This window comes from Shewanella sp. ISS20 (assembly GCF_056522965.1).
Map to the genome: position 1 here is coordinate 3,415,450 of NZ_JAWRZK010000001.1, position 24,190 is coordinate 3,439,639.

Here is a 24,190-nt window from a genome sequence, read left to right on the forward strand (position 1 = left end):
TATTAAAAATTAAGGATTATCAAGATGGCCGCTAAAGAAGTTAAATTTGGTAACGACGCTCGCGTAAAAATGTTAGCTGGCGTAAATATTTTAGCTAACGCAGTTAAAGTGACCTTAGGCCCTAAAGGCCGTAACGTGGTTCTGGACAAGAGCTTTGGCTCACCACTGATCACTAAAGATGGTGTCTCGGTTGCCAAAGAAATCGAACTGGAAGACAAGTTCGAGAACATGGGCGCACAAATGGTGAAAGAAGTTGCTTCTAAAGCCAACGATGCTGCCGGTGACGGTACCACTACTGCAACAGTTCTGGCTCAAGCCATTGTGATTGAAGGCTTAAAAGCCGTTGCTGCTGGCATGAACCCAATGGATCTTAAGCGCGGTATCGACAAAGCTGTTATCGCAGCGGTTGCTGAATTGAAAAACCTGTCACAAGAATGTGCTGACACTAAAGCTATCGCCCAAGTAGGTACTATTTCTGCCAACTCTGACGAGTCAATCGGCCAGATCATTGCAACAGCGATGGAAAAAGTGGGCAAAGAAGGCGTGATCACCGTTGAAGAAGGCCAAGCGCTGGAAAACGAGTTGGACGTAGTTGAAGGTATGCAGTTTGACCGTGGTTACCTGTCTCCATACTTCATCAACAAGCAAGAAACTGGCAGCGTTGAATTAGATCACCCATTCGTACTGTTAGTTGACAAGAAAATCACTAATATCCGTGAATTACTGCCAATCCTTGAAGGTCTGGCTAAAACCGGTAAGCCATTACTGATAGTGGCAGAAGACGTTGAAGGCGAAGCCTTAGCGACTCTGGTAGTGAACAACATGCGCGGCATTGTTAAAGTGGCTGCGGTTAAGGCGCCAGGTTTCGGTGACCGTCGTAAGGCTATGCTGCAAGACGTCGCTATCCTGACCGGTGGTAATGTGATTTCTGAAGAAATCGGTCTGGAGCTGGAAAAAGCGACGTTAGAAGATTTAGGTACTGCTAAGCGTGTTGTTATCACTAAAGACAACACTACCATCATCGATGGCAATGGCGACCAAGAGCAAATTCAAGGCCGCGTAGTACAGATTAAGCAACAAATCGAAGAATCAACTTCAGATTACGACAAAGAAAAACTGCAAGAGCGTATGGCTAAGTTAGCTGGCGGTGTTGCTGTTATCAAAGTCGGTGCTGCGACCGAAGTTGAAATGAAAGAAAAGAAAGCCCGCGTTGAAGATGCGCTGCACGCTACTCGCGCTGCCGTAGAAGAAGGTGTGGTTGCTGGTGGTGGTGTTGCCTTAATCCGCGCAGCCTCTCGCATTGGTGAGCTGGATGTTATCAACGAAGATCAAAAGCACGGTGTAGTGATTGCACTGCGCGCGATGGAAGCGCCACTGCGTCAAATCGCTATCAACGCTGGTGAAGAAGGTTCAGTGGTTGCTAACAACGTTAAAAACGGCACAGGTAACTATGGTTACAACGCAGGTAACGATACTTACGGCGACATGCTGGAAATGGGTATCTTAGACCCAACTAAAGTAACTCGTAGCGCGCTGCAATTTGCAGCCTCGATTGCTGGCCTGATGATTACAACCGAAGCTATGGTTGGTGAAATCCCACAAGCCTCTTCTGCTCAAGATATGGGTGGCATGGGCGGTATGGGTGGCATGGGCGGCATGATGTAAAGCATTGCCCAAGGACTAGTACTTCTAAAAAGCCCGCAAGCCTAGTGTTTGCGGGCTTTTTTGTTAGTACCCCTCCAGTTAAATTAATACTATTGGGCGACCTCCCAGAATGATTAGGGGTCAATGCGGGGTACTTTAGTGTTCTCATTCTTCAATCTAAGTGCATTTGATTTGCATTGTGATGGGGATAACGCAGTAGGCAGATAACGCTGTTTTGTGGCATAGCAAAAACCTAAATCGCCAAGCTCTTGATGCAGATGCTTCTGATGCAAATAGGCTAAGGCGTTCTGCGCGACAGTTTGCGCGTTTTTCCGTATGGTGTATTTGGCGTGGCACTGACAAGTTACTTTAAATACAAATAGTTAACTTTGCGCTGTGATAACTGTCTTGCTTCACTTGATTTATCCAACGCAACACCTCTACTGGTCTTAAGCCAAAAGCCAAAAGCCAAAAGCCAAAAGCATAAGCCTCGATACTTAACGGTTTCGGGGCTTTTTTAATGACAACTATTAGCTTGCCACAGTTGGCTTTATCACGGTAATTCTTTAGCGCGCCTACACTTAGTGGTGTTTTTAGCAAGAGTAATTGCTGCACATTCATACAATTTTCAGTGGGTAAATAAAGCTTGGTCTATACTCTGAAATACTAAGGATTTTAACGACAATGGAATGGATTCTAATGTTATGTATCTCAGTACCTAGATTGTCATCCTCATTGTTTATTCCATGTAGCACTACATCCAAGCCAGCCGAATGCTCTAGGGTATTGGTGTGGCATTTTTATTTGATTAGTGCATCCCTCTTATGATGTTAAAACAACTCTGATATGGCTTAAAAAAGGGCTTGAATATGAATGGCGCAATGCAGTCTGGCAGTGAAGCAAGTGTTGAGTTATTAGAGCTAACCGCAAAATTGGTTGCTATGAATAAGGTGCAAGCCATTGTTGAGCTTAACCTTGATGGCACTATCATTACCGCTAATTCGCTGTTCTTGGACATGATGGGCTACCGTCTCGAAGAAGTTAAGGGGCAGCATCATAGTTTTTTTGTCACACCAGCACATAAGGCTAGCTTTGAGTATCAAGAGTTTTGGAAAAAACTCAATCGGGGCGAGCATGAGTCTAATGAATATAAGCGTGTTGGGCGCGGCGGCAAAGATGTGTGGATCCAAGCCTCTTATAACCCGGTTTTAGATGCTAATGGCAAGCCGTATAAGGTGCTTGAGTTAGCCACTGATATCACAGAGCAAAAATTTCATAATGTGAATAGCAGTGGCCAATTGATTGCCATTAATAAAGCCTTGGCCGTGATTGAATTTAATCTAGATGGCACCATCATCAATGCGAACAATAATTTTTTAAGCGTGTTGGGCTACAATCTTACTGAAATTCAAGGTAAACATCACAGTATGTTTGTTGAGCCAAGCCTGCGTGATAGCCATGAATACCGCGAGTTTTGGCAAAAGCTTAATCGCGGTGAATATGAGAATAAAGAATATAAGCGTATCGCTAAAGGCGGCAAAGAGGTGTGGATCCAAGCCTCGTACAACCCTATTTTTGACTTAAATGGTAAGCCATTTAAGGTGGTTAAGTTTGCCACCGACATTACCGCCGAAAAATTTAAAAGTGCTGATACCAGTGGCCAGTTAGACGCTATTAGTAAGGCGCAAGCTGTGATTGAATTTAATATGGATGGCACCATCATTAATGCTAATCATAATTTCCTCCAGGTTATGGGTTATAGCCTTGATGAAATTAGGGGTAAGCATCACAGCATGTTTGTTGATCCCCAATATAAAACCAGTCACGAATATCAAGAGTTTTGGCAGCGCCTTAATCGTGGGCAATATGAGGTCAGCGAATACTTGCGCTTAGGTAAGGCGGGCAAAACGGTGTGGATCCAAGCATCTTACAATCCGATTTTTGATCTCAATGGTAAGCCGTTTAAGGTGGTCAAATATGCCAGTGATATTACCGAGCGCAAGCGCACTATCGCTAAAATCCGTAATGTTTTAATGGCGATGTCGCGCGGGGATTTAAGTCGCAATATAGATCAAGAATTATTCGGCGAATTTAAAGTCATAGGTAATTCATTGAATGACTTTATCGAGACCTTAAAAGACATGGTCGCCAATATTCGTAGCGCATCAAATACCGTCTTTGATTCTGCTAAGGAAATCGCCTCAGGCAATGATGAGTTGAGTCATCGCACCGAAGGTCAAGCCTCTAGGCTTGAGCAAACGTCAGCCGCCATGGAGCAGCTTAATAGCACAGTGCAGCAAAACGCCGAAAATGCCAGCCGCGCGGCGGTGTTATCTACCTCTATGATGAGTAAAGCTAACGATGGCGGAAATGTGGTGGCGAGCACCATTTTGGCGATGGAAGACATTAATGCCTCTAGTAATAAGATTGCCGATATTATTAGTGTGATTAACGAAATTGCCTTTCAAACTAACTTGTTGGCACTTAATGCGGCGGTTGAAGCGGCAAGAGCCGGTGAGCAAGGACGCGGTTTTGCCGTGGTGGCAGCAGAAGTGCGCAACTTGGCGCAGCGATCTGGCAGCGCCGCGAAAGAAATCAAAGGGCTGATTAATGACAGCGTTGATGCGGTCGAGAAGGGCACTAAGCTCGTTGACCAAACCCGCACCACCTTTAAAGAGTTATTTAGCGCCATTGAAGAAGTGAGTCGCATGATTGGTGATATCGACAATGCCGGTAAAGAGCAATCAATTGGTATTCGCGAGGTAACACTATCTGTGAGCCAAATGGATGATATGACCCAAAAGAATGCGGTATTAGTGGAAGAAGCGTCAGCCGCCAGTAAATCTATGGCTGACCAAGCGCAAAGTTTATTAAATCAAATTGAATTCTTTAATGATGGCACTGTTCAGCGTCAGTATTGATGGCTGCATTAGTGTTAACCCATGTAATTGCCATCGCCGCCGTTGTGAATCTTGCGTTATGGCGATTACGTGGCCAAGCGGCCGCAGCCTAAGAGCTGTTTACGCTAACACCTGTTAGCGCTAAGGCATAACCGCTAACCTAGGTATGGCCTTCAGTACTCTTGCTTAAGGCATTAACCACGTTAGCTAGGTGTATTCACTGGCAAACCATAAGTTAACTATCGCTTTTACCTAAATTACAGTCTTGGCAAAGAAGCTGTAAATTATTGATATCAAGTGCGAGCTGCGGATGTTTTGACCTCGGTAAAATATGATCAACATGCAAACTTATCCCATGCTCAGTGGGTGTGGGATGGCACACTACGCAAATCGCTGGCCGCTTCAGCACTTCAAATCTAAGCTTTCTCCAAGCCTCTGACACGTAGAAATTAGCGGCTGGCTTGGCAGCAAATTCCTGTAATTGTTCTGCGTCAGTAAATTGCAGGTGCCCAAACTCTGGCGAAAAGTAGCTAGCTTTAACATAGTTACTCGTTTGCTGGCTGAGCCATTTGTAAATATTGCGCTTGGCCGAGAGTTCGGTTTTATAGCTACGGGTGCGCCTGTTATTACCTTGGCGAAAGGTGACTTCAATTTTAAACGTCATTGTTTGCCCTATTTTCGTGTCCCTACCTAAGTGTCAGCCTATCACTAACCGTGAGTGCACATTGCTATGATTGCGTGCTTTGTGTCACGCTTTGCATTTTAGGGGGTATTAGTTCACGCCTTAGTGAAAACTTTGATCGCGGTGCGCTTATTAGTGGGGGTAAAAGCAGTCTTAAAACGACTTGGATATTAGCTCGTTACACTCGCGGCGACTCTTGGTAACGAGTCTGCGATTTTTGGAATATGGTATGCAGTTTTCATCTATCTATCGAACCTAGGGAGTGAGAGCTATCACAGTTGCTAATTAACTTCTCGTGAATACTTGTTGAGGTAACCACCCATAATTATAGAAGTACGACTTATGCAAGAAGTTAAATCGAGTCAGGCACGTGTGGTGCTGACCAGTGTCGCGGTAGCCGCCGTCGTCATTTTTATCTCGCAAGCCATCATTGGTCTGCAAAAAATTGAATTAGGCTTTGCCACCTTATCTATCTTACCTATGTTGTTTGCGGTAATGATTGGTATGTTGCTGTCGGTCAACTGGACCAAGCAAAAAATCAAAGTGTGGGGCAAGGTCTTTACTGAAAAAGAAGAAAGCTTTTGTAGCAAGATGGTGGGCTTTTGCTTACTTATCTTAGGCACTCAGTATGCTGGCATGATCATTCCTAACTTGGACATCATCATCCAAGCGGGCGTGCCGTTATTATTCCAAGAGTTAGGCAACCTGTTACCTATCTTCATTGCTGTGCCGCTGGCAGTTAAATTTGGTTTCGGCCGTAAAGCTATTGGTGCTTGTTCATCCATCAGCCGCGAGCCATCGATTGCCGTTATCCAAGGCCGTTTTGGTACTGGTAGCCCTGAATATGTGGGCGTACTGGCCATTTACTTATGTGGCTCTGTAGTTGGCACCTTATGGTTCAGCATCTTAGGCAGCTTAGCGCCATTAACTGGCTTGAGCCCATTAGCATTAGGCGCAGGCGCTGGTGTGGGTAGTGGCTCTATGTTAAGTGCCGCATCTGGCGCGCTGATCTCAGGATTAGATCCTGAAATGGCTAAGCAGGTATTAAGTATTGCTGCGGCTTCAAACTTGCTGTCTTCAGTATTGGGCGCCTTGTCGCTGACCTTCTTAGGGGTCCCATTAGCTGAAATGATGTACAAAATTTGTAACAAGGATAAATAACATGAAACTGATCCTCGATGATATGAAGCTGGTCTCTCTGGCCATTCTGTTAGCTGCTTTTACTCAGTTTCTGACCAACGCTACGCCGCCGTTAGAGATGGTTCATAGCTTTATCGCTATGTCGCTGATTGTGTTTATGTCTTTGGTAGCTAAGAAGTTTTTACCATCTTCACTGCCAACATTTGCGTATGCCACCATTATTGGCATCTTGATTTGTTTACCAGAAACACCAGTGCGCACTTACTTTTTAGAGTCAGTGGGTAAAATTCAATTCTTATCTGTGTGTGTTCCTTTGTTGACCTTTGCTGGTTTATCAGTGGGCGGGCAGATGGAAGAATTGAAGAAGATGTCTTGGAAAGTCATCGTTATCTTCTTACTGGTATCGACTTGTTGTTTCTTCGGCGCATCGATCATCGCCCAGATTGGTTTCCAAATGAAAGGAATTATCTAATGAGTAATCCATATCAAGCGTTTAACTTAGACTCTAAGTTGTTGGCATTGGCTGAGTTCAGTAAAGAAACTCGTCGTCATTTACACCAAATTCCTGAGTTATCTGGCGCAGAAACCAAAACTTCGGCTTATTGCAGCGAGTTGATGGAGCAAGCGGGTTACCAGCTGACGCGTTATGATGATTGCACTGGCTTTGTGGCTAATTTAGAGATTAACCCACAGTGGGATTGGATTGCATTTCGCGCCGATATGGACGCGCTGGAAATGGATGACCTGACCAACAATGAGTTCAGCTCTAAGCACCCAGGCTGCGCCCATAACTGTGGTCACGATACTCATATGAGCATTGCCTTGACCGCAGCTAAGTATATGGCGGCGAATACCGCTGAACTTAAGCACAACGTGCGTTTTGTGTTCCAAATGGCTGAAGAAGATATGCGAGTACCAGGCGCCAATAAAATGGTGGAGCTGGGCTGCATGGATAACATCAGTGAAGTGTATGCACTGCACAATGATGCGGCGCTGGAATACGGCACAGTGAAGTTTAACAATGGCATTATGTCATCGTATGGCTCAGCGTGGACCTTGAATGTTCACGGTGTATCGGCTCACGGTTCTACCCCGCAAAAAGGCTTAGATGCCATTCGCGAAGCGAGCCGCATCATCATGGATATGGATTACGTGGTGGCTAAACGCACCAATCCATTTAGCCCAGCGGTATTTGGTTGCGGCATGTTTAATGGCGGTAGCATTCCGAATGCTATTCCTGATCATGCTTCTGCCCGCGGCACCATTCGCGCCATGGATTCTGAAACCGATGCCATCTTAAAAGACAGCTTTAACATGTTTGTTAAAGAGAGTGAAATTCGCGGCTTTAATACCACTATGGATTGCGTAGGTTACCCTGCGGTTATCAACCATCCTGAAGCTTATCAGCGCTTGCTGACAGTAGCTGCAGGCATAGTGCCAAGCGATCGCTTGCAAGCCAATGGCTTACCTATGTCAGGTAGCGAAGATTTCAGCTTAATGGTTAATGCTGCTAAAGATGCCAAGGGCGCTATGTTCTTCTTAGGTAGCGGTAATTCAGCTAAAGGTATTAGCAACTACCTGCATGCTAACCCTTACTTTATTGATGATGATTTCATGCTGATTGGCGCGCAAATCTTTATCAAATTAGCTTCTAGCTAAGCTCAAATTAAGGCTAAGCGTCAGTCAATGTTCAGCTTGCTAAGTTAATGCCAAGTGGGCTTAAGGTGTCAGTGTCAATACACGCATGTGTACATGACCTGACACCTTTTTTATTGGCTGAAGCTTTTAATAAACGGGCAGTTTAAGGCTGGCGAGCAGTTGCTGGCTTTGCTCTTCATTATGTTGATGCATCACGCTTTCTACGACATTTTTAGATAAATGGGGCGAGAACGACGAGATAAAGTCATACATATAATTTTGCAGCAAAATATCTTTGCTAAAGCAAATCCACGCCTTACTCGGCGGGAATAAGTGGTTCAAGTTAATGTAAGTCAATTCACTATTGTGAATATCTCGCGCCGCCAGCGATGAGATAATGCCTATGCCATAACCTAGCTCTACGTAGCGCTTAATCACATCGGCATCCATTACCGTCATAAAGTAATGGGGCGATAACCCCGCGCGCTCAAACATAATGTCTTGGGTGCGCCGCCCAGTAGAGCCTTGCTCATAACTCAGTAATGGGTATTGGCTTAACTGCGCTAACGTAGGCGCTTGCTCCTTGGCTAACGGGTGATTTTTAGGTACCACTAAGCCTAAGGTCCACAGATACGCTGGCAGTACGATTAAGTCCTGATCTGAGCCTATGTCATGGGCGACAATGGAAAAGTCAGCATAGCCTTTACTTATCACGGCATTGCTTTGCAGCGGCAAGGTAGGGTGCAGATGGAAGTTGATTTTCGGGTACTTCTTAGTGAAGTACGACACACTGTTAGGCAATAAATAGCGCGCTATGGTGTGTGTGGTATAGATGTTGAGCGCGCCGGTTTCTGGGTCAAGATACTCTTTAGTGAGCACTTTAATTTTTTGCTCAATAGCTATCATGCGCTCGGCTTGAACGATAATTTTTTCGCCAATCTCAGTGATGCCGCTTAAGTTTTTGCCGCGCCGCTCAAAAATTCTGACCCCTAATTCTTTCTCTAGTAAGCCCACTTGCTTACTGACCCCAGGCTGCGATGTATACAGGGCCAATGATGCGTTAGAGACGTTGAGGTTATTATCCTTAATCGCTTTTAAGTATTTTAGTTGTTGTAGTTTCAATCCCTTACCTCATTAATCTCGTCCTCAAGCTAATAACGGATTATATACATTATCCGCTATTAGCACAGTTAGCTTTTCTCATGCGAGCACTAGAGCTTGCTTAAGGCGCCCTTTACCATGGCATTTCCAGCGTTAATCGCACGAGTGTGTCTTGATCCCAAGGTAAAATAGGCACATAACCTACCGCATTAGTGGCCATCCTGGCATAGGGGTCTAAGTTATAATGCTGATGCTCAATGGCTAAACTCAGGATATGACCTTGATTAAACTCTTGTTTAGATAAGGCATTGTTATAGGAAACTTTGAGCTTATATTGATTTTCTAGATCAAGATCCGCGGTGTGCCATTGCTGGGCAGAGACACTGACATCAAGCTTAGGGGTAATTGCCCACGCGGTGGCAAATTTAGCCGTATAGGCCAAGGTATCATGATCAAATTCACCGCGTTGATAACCGCGGGTCTTAGGCACATCATCATCAATTTCTAGGGAATAGTAACCCGCGCCTATGCCTAATTCGGTGCGTAACCATTCAGTTTGATAGCGTCACGCGAGCCCAGGGAATAAGCGCAATTGTGTCTCAACTGAGCTTACAGTGTTGCGCCTGCCATCTAATGTTAGCCACCAATCAAGGGCGTTATGGGGAGATAAACTTAAGAGTTCGCCCGTTAATAAGTAGTCGGAGCTAAACCATAGTGGAATATGGTCTGGGTCTAGCTTGTCTGTATCCTTATCAAGGAATACATGAATTTTGCCGCTAAATACTATGGATTGCTGCAAGGTGAGCGAGAAACCAAAATAGCCATTAACCCCTAAGGTATCTGAATCTGCTTGATCAACGATTAAATCATGTACACCTATGGCATACATCAGCTGCCAAGGGCTCTCATTCGCAACAACGGTTAATGGCGCGCTAAGGGCCGCCGCAGTCAACATGATGGCAAATTTCACATAATATCCTTAGGTTTTTTGCAGCAAACTAGCAAAAGGTTAGCATCATGTAGTGGCTAAAGTTAGAGCAAACTCGACACTTTTGATTAAGCCTTGTTTTGGATCATGCCCTAGGGTCGTTTTTGGCGGCCAACACTGTTAAAATCAATACTTATCTGAATTATTTTGGTCAAAGAGTCACTAAGATGGGAAGAGCTTATCAAAACCGTAAAGAGTCCATGGCAAAAACTGCGACCCAAAAGACAAGGGTTTACTCTAAATACGGTAAAGAGATCTATGTCTGCGCAAAACAAGGTGGCGTAGAGCCTGATGGTAACTTATCACTGCGCCGTTTAATTGAGCGCGCGAAAAAAGATCAAGTGCCAACACATGTTATTGAGCGCGCTATTGATAAAGCCAAAGGCGCTGGCGGTGAAGATTATGAAGTTGCCCGTTATGAAGGCTTTGGCCCTGGCAACTGTATGGTCATCGTCGATTGCTTAACGGATAACGTTAAGCGTACCTTTACCGACGTTCGCCAAGCATTCGTTAAAAATGACGCCAAATTAGGCGGCCCAGGCACTGTGTCTCATATGTTTGACCATCAAGCTGTGTTTGTATTCCCAGGCGATGATGACGAAAGCATTTTAGAAATGCTGATGATGGCTGATGTCGATGTGACTGACGTTGAAGTAGAAGATGGCATGGTGAGTGTATTTACCCCAGTCACTGAATTCAACCATGCGCGCACTGCCTTGTTAGAAGCTATGCCTGATGTAGTTTTTGCCATGGAAGAGATTTCTTTCGTGCCGCAAACCATGACTGAAATCACTGGTGAAGATGTTGAAACCTTTGATAAGTTCATCAACCAATTAGAAGATTGTGATGACGTGCAAAACGTGTATCACAACGCAGAAATTAAAGATTAATCTTTCATTTCTTTGGATATAAAAAATGGCCACTTTATAGTGGCCATTTTTTTTGAATATTTGCTATCAATTCGACATAGCATGAAATATTTGCGTGCGGCTATGATCGCGATTATCACTCAACTCTAGTTGCCACTGCGAGTCACTGCTTACGTTTAGCTGTTGTTGATACTGGATTATATTAGTAATGGCGAAAGGGGAGTGCGGCGCCAGTTGTTTGTCTTGCTCTAGTGTGTTCAATAATTGCAATTGGATGGCTGTTTCAGGTATTGCCATTAATTCTTGGCAATTTGGTTCTGAAGGATGACATAACTGAGGTAATTCAGCGGCATTGGCATGAATTAACAGTGAACCGGTGATAGCTATGCAGGCTAAAGTAAGTTTCATAATGACTCCGCTATGATTCATATACAGCTGATATTTATTGAATATCTTAAATGAGGGGCGGTGTTACCCCTTGATGCGGATTGTAATCGTGCTGGGCGTAAAAAAGCCAATTTGTTTATAAGATTGGCTTAAATTGTTAATTGAGAAGTGCTGTTTAGCGGGTGGTACCGCGCTCAATCAATTGCACTGGGATCATTAATTGGGTCTGATGAGAGGTTTGCTGACTTAGTTGCGCCAACAGAATATTGATTGATTCTAAGGCAAGTCGTTCAAAATCTTGTTTAAAGGTTGTCAGTTGATAATTTAACCACGCGGCTTGTGGAATATCATCAAAGCCAAGGACTTGTAAATCGTCAGGTATGCGTAACTGGTGTTGATGACGAGCGCTATCAATTAATGCTATGGCTAACAAATCGGTAGAGCAAAATATGCCATCAGGCCTATTCGCTTGGTCTAACATCTGGCTGATTAATGGCAGTGCTTGCTCATAATCATAATTAGTTTCTAGCAAGCCTGCCGCATGACCATAAAGCTGTAACACTGTGTCATTAAAGCCACGCCAACGCTCACTATTGGTTAAGGTTGGAATATTACCTGTTAGGTAAGCTGGGCGCTTAACGCCTGCCGTTTTCAGTTTTTCAGCCGCCATTTTTCCCGCATTATAGTTATCACTGATAGCAAAACTACTATTGCTGTTATGTGCTACTCGCGCAAATTGCACTATGGGAATAGAAAACTGCTGACATTCCTCATAAAGATGGTTGTTAAATTGGGCCGATGCGGCAATAACGCCATCTACTCGATAGTTGAATATATTGGGAATGCTGTGTTGATTGTGATCGTCATACTGCCACGGGATTAACACTGCCGAATAGCCACGAGCTTGTAAGGTACTGCTTAGCAGTTGCAAGGTTTTCATGTGCAATGGGTATTCCGCATCAGGAAAAACTAGGCCTATGAGGCGAGATTCTTGGGTTGTCAGGCTACGGGCAAATGAGTTAGGGCGATAATTAAGTGCTTTGGCCGCCTGCATCACTTTTGTCTTAGTTTTTTCAGAGCAAGAACTGCCCTCAACAAATACGCGAGATACTGTTGATTGTGATACCCCAGCCAATTTTGCGACATCTCTTGATGTGACCATTTTTTTGTCATCAGACATAGAATAAATTACCCAAATTCAAAATGTTGCGGCATCAAAATAAATGATTTACGTGAAAACTCACCAATGTGGCGACAATAGCTAGTGTTATGATAATTAAATGCACTAAGCGTATGTTTTTTTATTGCCATTACAAAAAAGGCCATCAAAATTGATGGCCTAGTATATTAACACTAATTAGAAGTAGTAACGAATTCCCAATGCAAATTGGTCATCACTATTTTGATATTGGTTGGCGTCCCACTGGTCGCTACCTAAATCAAATTGGTATTCAGCCCATGCGACGAGTTTATTTTTATCAAAATGATATTCAAGGCCGGGAATAATGGTTTTACGTTCATAACCTTGGCTTCTATCATCGGTATCAGCTAGGTAGTTTAGGTTTAAAGTTGCTCTGAATCCTGATTCAAAATGATAATAGGTATACAGCTCATAACCTATGGAGTCGTAAAATTGGCCTTGGCTGTTTACTTCCCAATTACTACCTTGGTTAATGCTGGTACCTAAATAGAAACTCTCGTCAGTATAATTGGCAGCCACCATTGCAATGCGGCTGGTTTGATCGCCAGATAAATTGGTACCAACAGAAAAGTTGCTCATATCATTTTGATGATAAGCGAGGCCCAAGGTGTATCCTTCAGCAGGGCTGTATTGTACCGATGCACCTAAGCCGTTATCAAAGTCAGCAGTTTGGTTGTTGCCAAGTTTTACGCCTTCACGAGTGGTTTGATAAGTAAATCCATACTTAATCCCTTGGTAGTTATTGCGATATACCACAGAGTTAGATGCACGGCCTGCGCCACTATCAATGCCCCAATCATTAAGGTTATAAGTACCGAATGCGCGGCTACCGAAGGTGCGTCCTAAGTCAGTAAACCAAGCTACGTCATAAAAAGCACTCCACTGCTTAGTACCGACAGAAATTTTGCCGTATTTCTCGTGTTGAACTCCTGCGTAAAGAACGCGATCGTAAATGTTGCTGCCATTGGCGCCAGAATTGTAGCCCCATTCAGCATGACCAAAACCGGCCCAGCCATTCTCTAACTGTTTTACACCTTTAAAGCCTAAGCGAGAACTACCGCTGTTCCATTCACCTTGATGATCATTACCCTTGTTTTGATATCTAACTTCAAAACGACCGTCAATGCTTAATGAGTCACCTTGTTTATTGGAGAAAGTGAAATCGGCTAAAGCAGCATTTGAGCATAAGCCTGCTGCAATAATGGTTAATAAAGATTTTAATTTCATTGGGTTACCATGCTATTAGCTACGACAGGTATACGAGATAGTGAGCTTTAAGAAAGCAAGCAGGGGATGAAGCTGCTTGCTTTCTTAGGGATTACAGGCTTGGGTTCAAGATTTGCTGGGTGCGTTCAAAAACGTCTAAACCTTGCTGCTTTAACCAGAATGGAATATCAATTAATACCCAGTTCTCAACTAATTTGTCACCTTCGCGGTAATAAACATCAACCACTTGCATATCTGCACGAATTTCGCCACCAGGCATGCCTAGGAAACCACCCACTGGGGTGTTAGACAGGTTTGGCCAACCGAAGAAACAAGAGAAGTTACCTTCAGCAAAACGGCAAACATGGCCATTGAACTTTTTATCTTTTAAGTTGTTACGAAATGGCAGCTGATGCTGCTGCTGGTAACGTGGAATGGTGTAAGAAGCACCAATACCACATGGGCCATACCAAATCATGTCCTTAGACCAGCTCATTTCTAATACTTCTGGCGGACAACCCATAGCGCCGCTGTCATTGAGCGCACTTAAATCAGCAACCATTTTGTTCACTAAAGCTAAGGTTGCAACGCCTTCTTCTTCTGGAGCATCTTCAAATAACAAGCCATCATGATTGCGTGGACCTGGGTACACAAAATAGTTACCCGTAGAAGGCGGCAGTGGATAAGCTCCGGCCTGTTGCATTAAACCTAACAAATCAACAAATAAGCCGGTCTTAGTGATCTTGCCATTTTCAACACAGTTAAACTCGGCGTAACGCAGGCTGATCATCTTGCCTGTGGCGCGAACACCTAAATAATCTTTATCGAACAAGCCCATAAAATGGCCCATGCTCATAACCCATTGCTCGCCACTAATTTCATTGGTGCCACCAATGAAGACGTCTTGACGACGTTGCATGCGAGTTAGTGAACTCATTAATGGCGCCCAGAAAACCTCGGCGGCAGCGGCAGCACCTTGCTGTTCACGGAATGGATAAACGCCGCGCCAAAGGTAATCGTCACTGGTGTGGGCCTTAAGTACATCGGCTATATTGGCCGGAGTTGCTTGTTCAATGGCGGTAAAATATTCGCGAACAATACGTTTGGTTTCTTGATACTTAGTCATCTGATTAACCTTAAATTATTGATTTACTGGCTGGCGTTATCGCCAGCACTATTGACGGTAAATACAGCTTACTGATGGGCTGCTTTTTCTTTTTTGTACATTACGCCGCCTTTAAGTGTTTCTGGCAGGGTCAACCATAAGAGGGCTGCAACTATCCACACGATTGGGGCGCCCCACATAGCTGTGGTTAAATCGGTACGTTCGGAGATAAAGATCAACACCATAGGTGCCCACATGCCGAGGATTCGACCACCGTGGAATAGCGCTGCGCCATAACTACGTAAGTGAGCTGGGAATAGTTCTGAGAAGTAGCCACCCCACACAGCACTGGCAGATAAACCGAAGTTATAAATCAAGCCTAATAATGCAAGTAGGTTGAGGCTGCCTATCATGATGTCGCTTGGGGCGATGAAGAATAATGACGCCATCACTCCTGCTAATAAGAAGCCAATGGCGTTCACTTTACGGCCAAATTTGTCTGCAATGGCTCCCCATACCCAGGCGCCAAATAAGCTACCAAAGGCTGAGATCGAGAAGATGATGCCTATGGTGGCGCCATCAAACTGACGGATTTCTTTAAGATAAGTCGTCACAAAGCCGCTAAAGAACTGGTATCCGTAGAAGTTAAGGCCAGCTAATAGTAAACAGATGAGAGTGATGCGTAAGTTGCGACCACGCAGCATTTCACCCCAAGAACCCTTAAGTTCAGGTTCGGCATTGCCATTGGCATCCAGTACCGCTTCTTCACCGAAGGCTGCATACTTTTTATCGCTTGGCAGCACAAATATCATTACCAATGCCGCGACTAGTGGTGGTACACCACCCACCCACATCAGACTTTCCCAAGGAGCGTCAATGCTAGAAATAAAGGCGGCATACGCCCCCATAACCATCAGCGCTACTGAAAACATACTGGATGCAAATGCAGTTAACTTGCCGCGAACCGTAGGTTCAAATAAACCTATCATGGTGGAAACGGCTACGGTGAAATAACCACCTAACGAAATGCCTATGATTAAACGCATGGCGGCCCACGCGGCATAGTCGGTGAACATCATATTAATGATGGTGGCGCCACCGTTAAGGGCGGTAATTGCAATCAAGGTGCGTTTTTTGCCGAATTGGCTCGCAACCCAAGCGCAGCTCAGCGCACCTATTAGAGCGCCAATGGATTGCCAGGTATAAAATTGTGCGGTATCGGCGAGAGTGATGCCGTCGTACGCTTCGACGATATACGGGCGAACATAGTCAATAATTACAAAGTTGTAGCAGTAGAAGAAGTAACCGACCAAGATTGCTAGATACGCAGCAATACGTTGGAATAATGGCACATCCTTCATTGGGATTTTAGTTGTCATCGTTTAAATTCCTCTGCCCTTATCGACCTGACTAGCAGGTGTGAGCAGTTAAAATTGCAAAATTCACAAACTTAATTTGCATGCTTTGGTTTTGGCGAGTGCATAGTACACATTTGCTTGAGTGAGTCGCTGTGATTCAAATCACACCAAAATGAATACGTACCCAAAAATGATCGCTGGCGTGATTTTGGTAGTAAATATTCGCCTAGTGTGATCTTTGTCAATTTCTTGGGGTTGGGTTGTGGTGTTGCTCACGTTGATGGCGGGTTGTTATCAGTGTTTTTAGATATTGGTGGCACTATGGTGGGATTGATTCCTGTGGGTTTTGCGCTCAGTAGAGAGCTTATTGATTAGAATGATTACGTATTCAAGTGTCTGGGTGATGTTGATGTACTTAGTGCTGACGGTCGCGCTTAGTATATTAGTCAATCATAATCGCGATAGTAGTGATGATTTTTCGACCGGAGGGCGTCAGTTTGGCGGTGTCACAGCTGGGGTTTCAATTTTAGCGACTTATGTTAGTGCTATGACTTTTATTGGTATGCCTGGGTGGGTATATCAAGCTGGCATGCAGGCCATGGCCGTGCATTTAAATTATCCCTTTGTGATTTTTTGTGCTGTGGTTTTTTTTGTCCCTGTATTTTATCGCTTAAGGCTGACCAGTATCTATGAATATCTAGAATTAAGGTTTGGCGTAATAGCGCGAACCATCAATGCTTTGGTGTTCTTAATTGTTCAATGTATATCGGCAGGTGTGATCCTTTATGCTATTTCCCTGATTTTAGTGAGAGTGTTGCCCATCTCGATTGAGCAAGCCATTATTTATTTAAGTCTCTTTACCGTGGCCTATACCTTTTTTGGAGGTATTTCTACCGTCATTTGGACGGATATGCTGCAAAGTGTGGTGCTCTTGATTGGCAGTGCAGCCTTGTTTGGTGTGCTGATATCCGATATGTCTCACATCAGTATAACGCCGCAACTTATTGAAAAATTTCGTGTAATAAATCTTAGTTCTGAGCTTGATAACGATACCAGCTTATTAGCCGGGTTAGTGGCTGTGAGTTTTTTGCATTTAAGTGTGTATGGAACTAATCAGTTAATTATCCAAAGAACGCTGGCAACACGAGATCTTAAGTCGGCACGAACGGCCATGATGGTTTGCGGTTACGGCTCATTTTTTGTGTACTTATTTTTTAGTGTTTTAGGTGTGCTACTGTTTGTGTTTTATCAAGGTGAATCCTTTGATAACAGCAATAATGTCATTTTAGATTTTGTCTTTAATCACACCAATCCTATTATTATTGGCTTAATTATTTCTGCCTTAACCGCTGCCGCTATGTCGACTTTAGACTCAACCTTTAATTCGATGGCAACTGTGATGACGTTCGATTTTTATCAGCGTTTTATTAAGCAAGATGCCACTCCTCATCATTATGAAAAAACCGCACGTTGGCTGAGTTTGCTGGCAGCGGTCTGTGTGATTATCCCAGCTTTATTATCCATTTCTAATGAATCAGTATTGAAAACGATTGCATCACTCACCTCCTTATTTGTGGGGATTCGTTTAGGCTCGTTCTTACTTGGGCTGTTTTGTCGTTATGCCAATGAACAGGGCGTTATTTGGGCGAGTGTTGTTAGCACAATCGCTATTGTGTTGTGCCGCTTTACAGAAATGGCTTGGCCTTGGTATGCGCCTATAGGTACTTTGGTATTTTTAATGGTGGGGATAATTATCAGTCGTTATCGGGGGCAGCTAACGGCAGAGCAGCAAGCATTTGTAGTGCATCAAGCGACACTTTGGCAGCGCCCGAGTAGAGGTCAGTACGGTTTGATTATCTTTGGAGTATTGACCTTGGTGTTGTGCTCCTACTTGCCTGAGTTAGTCTTGATGATGTGGCAGCATTAAGCTGCCACGACTTAAGTTTATTTGCTGTGCACTCGATATTGCCGCCATGGCAGTGAATCTAAGGTGCATAGCAATAATCCCGCCCAAATCAGGCTGAAACTCACTAGCTTAATTTCATCAAAAGCTTCGGCGAAGATAAATACCGCCAGCAAAAATTGTAAACTTGGTTCTATGTACTGCATCAGGCCAATATTGGTGAGACTAGTGCGGCTTACGGCTAAGGTAAACAAGGCCAATGGCACTAAGGTAACTGGCGCTGAGCCCATATACAGCGCGACTTCAATGGCGCCGCCGGCAAATGCTTGGCTCTGACCGCTCAGCGTCACATAGGTGAGATAAGCTAAAGCAATTGGCGCGAGCCAGATAGCCTCTAACGTCACGCTCGTCATGGAATCAAATTTAATGTATTTCTTGCACAGGCCATAAAGGGCAAAAAAGCCACTCATTACTAGTGCTATCCAAGGTAATTGACCATAACCCCAGACTTGATAACTAATGCCGGCGATGGCAAGTAATACCGCGACCATCTGCACCTTAGTCAATTTTTCATTCAGAAATATCACCCCAAGAGCAATGGCAAACAAGGGGTTGATAAAGAAGCCCAAACTTGCCGCCAACACTTGGTCATGGGTAATCGCCCAAGTAAAGGCGTACCATGAAAAACACATGATAAGGCTGGCCAGTAAACATAATAAGCTGGAGCGCTTATCTTGCCGTACTTGCGCCCAATCAATGGGCTGTTTTAACAAGGCTAATAAGACAAGCATTACCGGCACTGAATACACTAACCGATAGGCCAATAATTCAAGGACATCGGCGCCAGGTAAAAATTGGTAATACAGGGGTAGCAGTCCCCACACAGCAAAGGCTGCGGCTGCAAATAAATTGCCTTGAGTTTGGGTTTTCATGAAAAATTATGTGCGCAAAAATAATGCGTGATTATGGCAGTCTATTGGCTAAAATTAAACCTGATTTGGGTGATTTATTGTTTATAATCAGTTGCTTGTTTTGTTTTTGTTGGTAATTGGTGAGTGAATTGTGTTTGCGTCTAGGTGTTATTAGCCATAGACGCGATTTCTGCCAATATTTTTGGCGAGATACAGATATTCATCGGCTTTTTTGATAAGCGCTTCTAAGTGAACATCATCGCCCTCGCTACTGATTAATCCTATGCTGACACTGGCTTGTATTTGATATTGTTCGTGTTGTATAACGAGCTCATTAAATTGCTGGCGAATGCGCTCGGCAATTAAATGCGCTTGTTGATGGTTGGTATTGGCCAGCGCAATAATAAATTCCTCGCCGCCAAAGCGGCCAAATATGTCGTGCTCTCGCAGTTGCTGCGCAGTAATTTTGCAAAAGGCTTTGAGTACAGCATCACCGCCCGCATGGCCATAAGTATCATTAATCTGCTTAAACTTATCTAAATCTAAGGCTAACAGGCTAAAGGTTTGTGTTTTGGCTTGACACTGGGCCAAGCTATGGCTTGCCGCTACCGTAAAATGACCACGATTAAAGCAGCCAGTGAGCGAATCGGTGTGCGCTAGGCAGCGCAGCTGTTGTTCAAGGTGTTTGCGCTCAGAAATATCGAGGAAGGTTTGAATAATAATGGCCTTGCCTTCAATCACTAAATTGCAAAAGGCAATTTCAGCGAGAAAACGGCGCGCTGTGGTTGAGCCCATCTCGATATCAATGCGGTTAATACTTGAGGGCTGGCCGTCATTGTTTTGAAAGGTGCGTAAGCATTGATGATAATGCTCTTGATAATTGCTGGTAATTAATTGGGAGAAGTCTTGCGGCAGCGGCTTATTTTTACCTAATTTAAATTTCTCGAGCGCATAGTCATTAAGCATAAGCACTTGATTATCTAAGGTGGTAATCGCAAAGCCTATGGGCGCTGAGTTAATCACGTCTTGCAGTTGCTGCAAGGTACGTTTGGACTCTTCAAGTGCATTGGCAAGGTAGTTATCTAGCTGTTTTCTAATGGTGATATCTCTAAAAATAATCAGTACTTGCCCTTGGCTTAAATGCGCAAATCGCGCTTCAAGGTGAATATCATCACCGTGAGTATGTAAGCTAAATTCATAGATGTTGGGTTGGTTTTTATCGCGCACCCCGGCTAAATGTTGCAGCAAGCTACTAATATCGTCAGTGACTATGGTGTTAGCTAAGCTTTGATTTTTCTCATGTAAGCTAAACACGCCTTGCAGCGATTGCCCGACTCTGAGCTCTAATACTCTATCTTTGCTATCAAGCCACACATAAGTATCAGGCATGGCATTCAGTAAAGAATTAAGGTTTTGATTCTTAGTATTAAGCTCATTGGAGCTGAGATCTAATGAGCGCTCGGTGATCAGTAAATCTTCCGTAAAATCTTCATAAGCTTGCTCTACCAGCTCAACTAAGCTGGCAAGCTTAGGATCGTCTGGTAGACCATCTGGATATAATTTATGGAGCTGACGTTTTAGTAATCTGTGCATAGTTCAGAAATACAGGTGATAGTCATAGTTTGGTTATGTAATTCTGCTTGATGTTTGTTATCAAAGGGCGCTATTTCCCCGTAAGAGTAAAAACCGCACACTTGAGTGTCATGATTGAGCCTTTCTTTAACTATATCAAGCTCTTCATCACTCATTTGCTTGAGTAATTGTTTGCGACCAACGCAGCTGATGAGAATGGCAAGCTGTGGATTGTCATGGGACTCTAAGCACGCCTCAATAGCACTGGCTGCGCCATTAATGATGGATTCAACATTGGCGCGCATCAGGCGGGCGGTCGCCCCTACTGGAATGCCGCCGGCAAAGGTGATGCTTTGATGTTCTTCATTCACGGCCACCATAGTGCGCACTAATTTAGTGCCGTGTCCCACTTGTGATATTTCAAGCGGATAACGCAGGCCGCTGGCAGGCAGGCCTTCAACTTTATCACCCAGATATTCTTTATAAACCGTTAACGCGGGTTGATGGTCAAGCTCTAATAGCTCATGGCCATCGGATGCCGTAATGAGTCTATCTGGGCCAAATGGCAGCCAACCGCCGCGAGAGCCATGGCTTACTTTCAAGGCACGGCCATAAAGACCAATGGCCACGACTTGTTTGCTACTAATGTGGTCTTGCGCCAAGGTATGGGTTTGGCGGAACAGGAAATTATCCCCCGCTAAACCGCCGGTAATAGCCACTTCTTTGGGTAAGTTATCGACTAAGCCTTGAGTTAAGTCGCTGCCAAACACATTAAGGCCATCACTTAATACCATGACCAGTTTTAGGTCGTCCCCAAGCAGTTCGTGAGCCAGCCGTTTACCTGTCTCATACGACTCTTGCGGCATATCCACTTGCTGGGTCGTCATACGGATACTGGTGTTACTAAAAGCAATGAGGGTTGCCACTAAGCCATTATCTATCACTTGGTCTTGGCTGATTTCACCAGCGGTGGTCGCGCCAATATAGAAGGCTAGGGGAAGTTGTTGTTGCAGGCTAGTTATGGCTTCTTGATATAGGGGTAGATTGCCAAATAAGAGTACTAATATCTGCTGCGGCTTTGAGGTATCTAAGCTGATGGCTTGATCCCAGTAGCCATTGCTAAAGCGTAACTGTTGGGTTTGCATAGCCGCATCCTTGACGAAACTAATTAAGTCCATAAATCAATTGAATTAAGTGTAGTCAATATTTGTAGTGTGGTGGGCAGTTAATCAAGGGATGCTTGCGATTATGTTTTGGCCAGTTATTATGGTGACCATTTTTTAGCTGTAGGAAATAAATGAATGAATAAAAATTGGATAATAGCTCCGCTGTTTTGTGTTGCTATGAGTGGTTGCAGTACTGTCAATCCGTATACGAATGAACAGCAATCTGCGAAAGCAACCAATGGCGCTATTATTGGCGCGCTTGCGGGTGTTGCTATTGGTGTGGCTTCATCAAGTAAAAATGATCGCGGTAAAGGCGCGTTAATTGGCGCAGCCTCAGGCGCGGCTTTGGGCGGCGGCATTGGTTATTATATGGACGTGCAGGAAACCAAATTGCGTCAGCAATTACAGGCCACAGGCGTGAGCGTGACTCGTGATGGTGATAACATCATTTTGAATATGCCTAATGAAGTGACCTTTGGGGTGGATCAAACTAACCTCAATCCTGCGGCTATGGGCGTGTTAAATTCAGTGGCATTAGTTGCCAACGAATATCCAAAAACTCGCTTAAATGTGTTGGGTTATACCGATAGCACAGGTTCAGATAGTTACAATTTGCGTTTATCGCAGGTGCGCGCATCTGAGGTGAGTAATTATTTGATGCAGCAAGGCATTAAGCCCCAGCGTCTCGGCGCTTCAGGCATGGGTGAAGCTAACCCGATTGCGAGCAATAGCACTAAGGCTGGTCAAGCGCAAAACCGCCGGGTTGAAATTGTGCTGACGCCAATTAAGTAATTAACTTATTCGGCCATTCATTGCATGAATAATCTAAGTGCATGAATGATCTGAGTGCATGAGCTAGCTAAGCTCAATAAGTTAGTAAAATAAACAAGGACCCGACGGGTCCTTGTTTATTTAGTCGCAGCGCTTTTGGCAGCGGCTGATGTTGAAATGACGGTTTAGAGGCTATTTGTCTAGATGCTGTGATTCATCAAAAACAGAGTCGCCAGTCCTAAGAAGGCAAATAAACCTATTACATCAGTAACTGTGGTGAGCACCATGCCGCCAGCTAATGCGGGATCAATGTTTAAGCGTTTCAACATTAAAGGAATGGCCGCGCCGGCAAGGCCTGCAACTGTCATATTGATAAGCATAGCGCCGCCTATTAGCATGCCAAGGGCCATATCGCCCTTCCACATCCACACGGCGACAAAGACTAAGCAAGCCCATAAGACACCATTGAGGAAACCAATGGCAAGTTCCTTGCCTATTAACCAACGTGAGTTACTTTGACCCACTTGCCCAAGGGCAATACCGCGGATAACTAAGGCTAAGGTTTGATTACCCGCCACGCCGCCCATGCTTGGGACAATTGTCATTAATACCGCGATTGTGGCAAATTTTTCAATGGTGCCTTCAAACATGTTACTGACAGAGGCGGCAAGTAAGGCCGCAAACAGGTTCATGGTCAGCCACAAAGAACGCTTTAAAGTACTTTTGAGCACAGGGCCAAAGGTATCTTCATCATCGTCCATACCGGCCATACCCATCATGGAGTGCTCGGCATCTTCACGAATAATATCGACCACATCATCGATGGTGATCCGGCCTAATAGATGACCTTCAGCATCAATCACTGGCGCAGATAACCAATCATGGCGTTCAAATAACTGCGAAATCTCAGTATCTGACATAGTGACAGGAATGCCTTCCATATCAGGGATCATTATATCGCGCACTGAAGTGGTAGGGTTTGACACTAGTAAGTCGGTGATACGAATGCCACCGAGTAAACGGTCGCGCTTATCTACCACATATAAAGTATCGGTCGCATCTGGCAGGCGGCCGCGTAGGCGCAGATAACGCAGAATCACATCAATAGTGACATCCGGTCTTAAAGTCACAGTATCGGTATTCATGATACTACCAGCAGTATCTTCAGGATAAGACAGGGCTTGTTCAACCCTAGCCCTATCTTGGGTGCTCATAGACAGCAGTACTTTTTGGTACAAGGCATCGGGTAAGCTGCGTAAAATATAGGCGAGATCGTCTGTGTCCATGCCAGCGGTTGCCTTAGCAACGCCTTCTGGGGACATTTGTTTAATTAGATGATCTTTTAAATCTTCAGGAAGTTCTTCAAGAATTTCACCGGCTTGATCATGATCGATAAGCTGCCATAGCACTCGCCTAGTTTGAGGAGTCGATGACTCCATAATATGCGCTATGTCTTGAGCGGCCATGTTGCTGAGCATATCGCGTACATGGACAAACGTCCCACTACCAAGGGCGTGTGACAGTTGATCTAGGAGTAACTGAGTATGATCATTATTGAGTGCTTCGACTGGCATGCATCCCTCCCTTTTTGGCAGGCGCATATCATACTCTTAGCCTAGCTAAATGAACACGCCCAATTCAGCGGCTT

At 44.4% G+C, this 24,190-nt stretch carries 22 protein-coding genes and 1 pseudogene; 8 read left to right on the top strand and 15 right to left on the bottom strand.

Going from position 1 to position 24,190, the window contains the following annotated elements:
- The first annotated feature begins 24 nt into the window (after positions 1 to 24).
- The gene (groL, locus tag AC1HDP_RS15480) at positions 25 to 1,665 is read left to right on the top strand and encodes a chaperonin GroEL (RefSeq protein WP_479639434.1); all 1,641 of its coding nucleotides are present in this window, start codon (positions 25 to 27) and stop codon (positions 1,663 to 1,665) included.
- Positions 1,666 to 1,841: 176 nt separating this feature from the next.
- Here groL and AC1HDP_RS15485 read toward each other — a convergent pair.
- Positions 1,842 to 1,973: pseudogene (locus AC1HDP_RS15485) on the bottom strand (recombinase XerD); the annotation flags it as partial.
- 40 nt (positions 1,974 to 2,013) lie between these two features.
- Positions 2,014 to 2,265, bottom strand: a complete 252-nt coding sequence (locus tag AC1HDP_RS15490; RefSeq protein WP_479639435.1) for a hypothetical protein — start codon at positions 2,263 to 2,265, stop codon at positions 2,014 to 2,016.
- A 248-nt stretch (positions 2,266 to 2,513) separates the two neighbouring features.
- Here AC1HDP_RS15490 and AC1HDP_RS15495 point away from each other — a divergent pair, with 248 nt between their 5' ends.
- On the top strand, positions 2,514 to 4,565 hold the full coding sequence (locus tag AC1HDP_RS15495; protein ID WP_479639436.1) for a methyl-accepting chemotaxis protein: 2,052 nt from the start codon (positions 2,514 to 2,516) through the stop codon (positions 4,563 to 4,565).
- 214 nt (positions 4,566 to 4,779) lie between these two features.
- On the opposite strand, the gene AC1HDP_RS15500 is transcribed toward AC1HDP_RS15495, so the two are convergent.
- Entirely contained in the window at positions 4,780 to 5,208 is a 429-nt protein-coding gene (locus AC1HDP_RS15500) for an HNH endonuclease (protein WP_479639437.1), read from the bottom strand.
- A 360-nt stretch (positions 5,209 to 5,568) separates the two neighbouring features.
- Between AC1HDP_RS15500 and AC1HDP_RS15505 the strand changes: the two genes are divergently transcribed.
- The 3 genes from AC1HDP_RS15505 to AC1HDP_RS15515 are packed head-to-tail and all read left to right on the top strand — an operon-like array spanning position 5,569 to position 8,025.
- Entirely contained in the window at positions 5,569 to 6,387 is an 819-nt protein-coding gene (locus tag AC1HDP_RS15505) for a DUF3100 domain-containing protein (protein ID WP_479639438.1), read from the top strand.
- 1 nt (position 6,388) lies between these two features.
- Positions 6,389 to 6,838: a hypothetical protein gene (locus AC1HDP_RS15510; protein WP_140930821.1), complete on the top strand. Its 450-nt coding sequence runs from the start codon at positions 6,389 to 6,391 to the stop codon at positions 6,836 to 6,838.
- Positions 6,838 to 8,025: a M20 metallopeptidase family protein gene (locus tag AC1HDP_RS15515; protein WP_479639439.1), complete on the top strand. Its 1,188-nt coding sequence runs from the start codon at positions 6,838 to 6,840 to the stop codon at positions 8,023 to 8,025. Before AC1HDP_RS15510 ends, AC1HDP_RS15515 begins: the two co-directional genes overlap by 1 nt.
- 126 nt (positions 8,026 to 8,151) lie before the next feature.
- On the opposite strand, the gene AC1HDP_RS15520 is transcribed toward AC1HDP_RS15515, so the two are convergent.
- From AC1HDP_RS15520 to AC1HDP_RS15530, 3 genes are all read right to left on the bottom strand, one after another.
- A complete protein-coding gene (locus tag AC1HDP_RS15520; protein ID WP_140930825.1) occupies positions 8,152 to 9,126 on the bottom strand; it encodes a LysR substrate-binding domain-containing protein in 975 nt (324 codons plus the stop codon).
- A 112-nt stretch (positions 9,127 to 9,238) separates the two neighbouring features.
- Complete coding sequence (locus tag AC1HDP_RS15525) at positions 9,239 to 9,595, bottom strand: hypothetical protein (RefSeq protein ID WP_479639440.1); 357 nt, start codon at positions 9,593 to 9,595, stop codon at positions 9,239 to 9,241.
- Positions 9,596 to 9,670: 75 nt separating this feature from the next.
- Positions 9,671 to 10,075, bottom strand: coding sequence for a hypothetical protein (locus tag AC1HDP_RS15530; RefSeq protein WP_479639441.1), 405 nt, complete (start codon positions 10,073 to 10,075; stop codon positions 9,671 to 9,673).
- 185 nt (positions 10,076 to 10,260) lie between these two features.
- Here AC1HDP_RS15530 and AC1HDP_RS15535 point away from each other — a divergent pair, with 185 nt between their 5' ends.
- Complete coding sequence (locus AC1HDP_RS15535) at positions 10,261 to 10,983, top strand: YebC/PmpR family DNA-binding transcriptional regulator (RefSeq protein WP_140933987.1); 723 nt, start codon at positions 10,261 to 10,263, stop codon at positions 10,981 to 10,983.
- 66 nt (positions 10,984 to 11,049) lie between these two features.
- Here AC1HDP_RS15535 and AC1HDP_RS15540 read toward each other — a convergent pair whose 3' ends face one another.
- The 5 genes from AC1HDP_RS15540 to AC1HDP_RS15560 form a co-directional block, all read right to left on the bottom strand.
- A complete protein-coding gene (locus tag AC1HDP_RS15540) occupies positions 11,050 to 11,370 on the bottom strand; it encodes a hypothetical protein (protein ID WP_479639442.1) in 321 nt (106 codons plus the stop codon).
- 154 nt (positions 11,371 to 11,524) lie between these two features.
- A complete protein-coding gene (locus tag AC1HDP_RS15545) occupies positions 11,525 to 12,529 on the bottom strand; it encodes a LacI family DNA-binding transcriptional regulator (RefSeq protein ID WP_479639443.1) in 1,005 nt (334 codons plus the stop codon).
- Positions 12,530 to 12,706: 177 nt separating this feature from the next.
- Positions 12,707 to 13,777 carry a porin gene (locus AC1HDP_RS15550; RefSeq protein WP_479639444.1) on the bottom strand — a complete coding sequence of 357 codons (1,071 nt, stop codon included), beginning with the start codon at positions 13,775 to 13,777 and terminating at the stop codon, positions 12,707 to 12,709.
- A 91-nt stretch (positions 13,778 to 13,868) separates the two neighbouring features.
- The gene (locus AC1HDP_RS15555) at positions 13,869 to 14,882 is read right to left on the bottom strand and encodes an ester cyclase (RefSeq protein WP_479639445.1); all 1,014 of its coding nucleotides are present in this window, start codon (positions 14,880 to 14,882) and stop codon (positions 13,869 to 13,871) included.
- 68 nt (positions 14,883 to 14,950) lie between these two features.
- A complete protein-coding gene (locus AC1HDP_RS15560; protein WP_140930835.1) occupies positions 14,951 to 16,240 on the bottom strand; it encodes an MFS transporter in 1,290 nt (429 codons plus the stop codon).
- A 355-nt stretch (positions 16,241 to 16,595) separates the two neighbouring features.
- On the opposite strand from AC1HDP_RS15560, the gene AC1HDP_RS15565 reads away from it, so the two are divergent.
- Positions 16,596 to 18,146: a sodium:solute symporter family transporter gene (locus AC1HDP_RS15565; protein WP_479639446.1), complete on the top strand. Its 1,551-nt coding sequence runs from the start codon at positions 16,596 to 16,598 to the stop codon at positions 18,144 to 18,146.
- A gap of 17 nt (positions 18,147 to 18,163) precedes the next feature.
- Here AC1HDP_RS15565 and rarD read toward each other — a convergent pair whose 3' ends face one another.
- The 3 genes from rarD to AC1HDP_RS15580 form a co-directional block, all read right to left on the bottom strand.
- Positions 18,164 to 19,054, bottom strand: a complete 891-nt coding sequence (rarD, locus tag AC1HDP_RS15570; RefSeq protein ID WP_479639447.1) for an EamA family transporter RarD — start codon at positions 19,052 to 19,054, stop codon at positions 18,164 to 18,166.
- 150 nt (positions 19,055 to 19,204) lie between these two features.
- Positions 19,205 to 20,626: a sensor domain-containing diguanylate cyclase gene (locus AC1HDP_RS15575; protein ID WP_479639448.1), complete on the bottom strand. Its 1,422-nt coding sequence runs from the start codon at positions 20,624 to 20,626 to the stop codon at positions 19,205 to 19,207.
- Positions 20,611 to 21,750, bottom strand: coding sequence for an FIST signal transduction protein (locus AC1HDP_RS15580; RefSeq protein WP_479639449.1), 1,140 nt, complete (start codon positions 21,748 to 21,750; stop codon positions 20,611 to 20,613). Before AC1HDP_RS15580 ends, AC1HDP_RS15575 begins: the two co-directional genes overlap by 16 nt.
- 156 nt (positions 21,751 to 21,906) lie before the next feature.
- Here AC1HDP_RS15580 and AC1HDP_RS15585 point away from each other — a divergent pair, with 156 nt between their 5' ends.
- The gene (locus AC1HDP_RS15585) at positions 21,907 to 22,563 is read left to right on the top strand and encodes a YiaD family glycine zipper/OmpA-like lipoprotein (protein ID WP_140930845.1); all 657 of its coding nucleotides are present in this window, start codon (positions 21,907 to 21,909) and stop codon (positions 22,561 to 22,563) included.
- 179 nt (positions 22,564 to 22,742) lie between these two features.
- Here the strand turns inward: AC1HDP_RS15585 and mgtE are convergent, their stop codons facing one another.
- Positions 22,743 to 24,116: a magnesium transporter gene (mgtE, locus tag AC1HDP_RS15590; RefSeq protein ID WP_479639450.1), complete on the bottom strand. Its 1,374-nt coding sequence runs from the start codon at positions 24,114 to 24,116 to the stop codon at positions 22,743 to 22,745.
- Positions 24,117 to 24,190 lie beyond the last annotated feature (74 nt).

What these genes read in the sequence shown, in the direction of transcription:
- groL (WP_479639434.1), top strand. Translation starts at nt 25, where the DNA reads ATGGCCGCTAAAGAAGTTAAATTTGGTAACGACGCTCGCGTAAAAATG.
- AC1HDP_RS15490 (WP_479639435.1), bottom strand. Translation starts at nt 2,265, where the DNA reads ATGAATGTGCAGCAATTACTCTTGCTAAAAACACCACTAAGTGTAGGC.
- AC1HDP_RS15495 (WP_479639436.1), top strand. Translation starts at nt 2,514, where the DNA reads ATGAATGGCGCAATGCAGTCTGGCAGTGAAGCAAGTGTTGAGTTATTA.
- AC1HDP_RS15500 (WP_479639437.1), bottom strand. Translation starts at nt 5,208, where the DNA reads ATGACGTTTAAAATTGAAGTCACCTTTCGCCAAGGTAATAACAGGCGC.
- AC1HDP_RS15505 (WP_479639438.1), top strand. Translation starts at nt 5,569, where the DNA reads ATGCAAGAAGTTAAATCGAGTCAGGCACGTGTGGTGCTGACCAGTGTC.
- AC1HDP_RS15510 (WP_140930821.1), top strand. Translation starts at nt 6,389, where the DNA reads ATGAAACTGATCCTCGATGATATGAAGCTGGTCTCTCTGGCCATTCTG.
- AC1HDP_RS15515 (WP_479639439.1), top strand. Translation starts at nt 6,838, where the DNA reads ATGAGTAATCCATATCAAGCGTTTAACTTAGACTCTAAGTTGTTGGCA.
- AC1HDP_RS15535 (WP_140933987.1), top strand. Translation starts at nt 10,261, where the DNA reads ATGGGAAGAGCTTATCAAAACCGTAAAGAGTCCATGGCAAAAACTGCG.
- AC1HDP_RS15540 (WP_479639442.1), bottom strand. Translation starts at nt 11,370, where the DNA reads ATGAAACTTACTTTAGCCTGCATAGCTATCACCGGTTCACTGTTAATT.
- AC1HDP_RS15545 (WP_479639443.1), bottom strand. Translation starts at nt 12,529, where the DNA reads ATGTCTGATGACAAAAAAATGGTCACATCAAGAGATGTCGCAAAATTG.
- AC1HDP_RS15550 (WP_479639444.1), bottom strand. Translation starts at nt 13,777, where the DNA reads ATGAAATTAAAATCTTTATTAACCATTATTGCAGCAGGCTTATGCTCA.
- AC1HDP_RS15555 (WP_479639445.1), bottom strand. Translation starts at nt 14,882, where the DNA reads ATGACTAAGTATCAAGAAACCAAACGTATTGTTCGCGAATATTTTACC.
- AC1HDP_RS15560 (WP_140930835.1), bottom strand. Translation starts at nt 16,240, where the DNA reads ATGACAACTAAAATCCCAATGAAGGATGTGCCATTATTCCAACGTATT.
- AC1HDP_RS15565 (WP_479639446.1), top strand. Translation starts at nt 16,596, where the DNA reads ATGATTACGTATTCAAGTGTCTGGGTGATGTTGATGTACTTAGTGCTG.
- rarD (WP_479639447.1), bottom strand. Translation starts at nt 19,054, where the DNA reads ATGAAAACCCAAACTCAAGGCAATTTATTTGCAGCCGCAGCCTTTGCT.
- AC1HDP_RS15575 (WP_479639448.1), bottom strand. Translation starts at nt 20,626, where the DNA reads ATGCACAGATTACTAAAACGTCAGCTCCATAAATTATATCCAGATGGT.
- AC1HDP_RS15580 (WP_479639449.1), bottom strand. Translation starts at nt 21,750, where the DNA reads ATGCAAACCCAACAGTTACGCTTTAGCAATGGCTACTGGGATCAAGCC.
- AC1HDP_RS15585 (WP_140930845.1), top strand. Translation starts at nt 21,907, where the DNA reads ATGAATAAAAATTGGATAATAGCTCCGCTGTTTTGTGTTGCTATGAGT.
- mgtE (WP_479639450.1), bottom strand. Translation starts at nt 24,116, where the DNA reads ATGCCAGTCGAAGCACTCAATAATGATCATACTCAGTTACTCCTAGAT.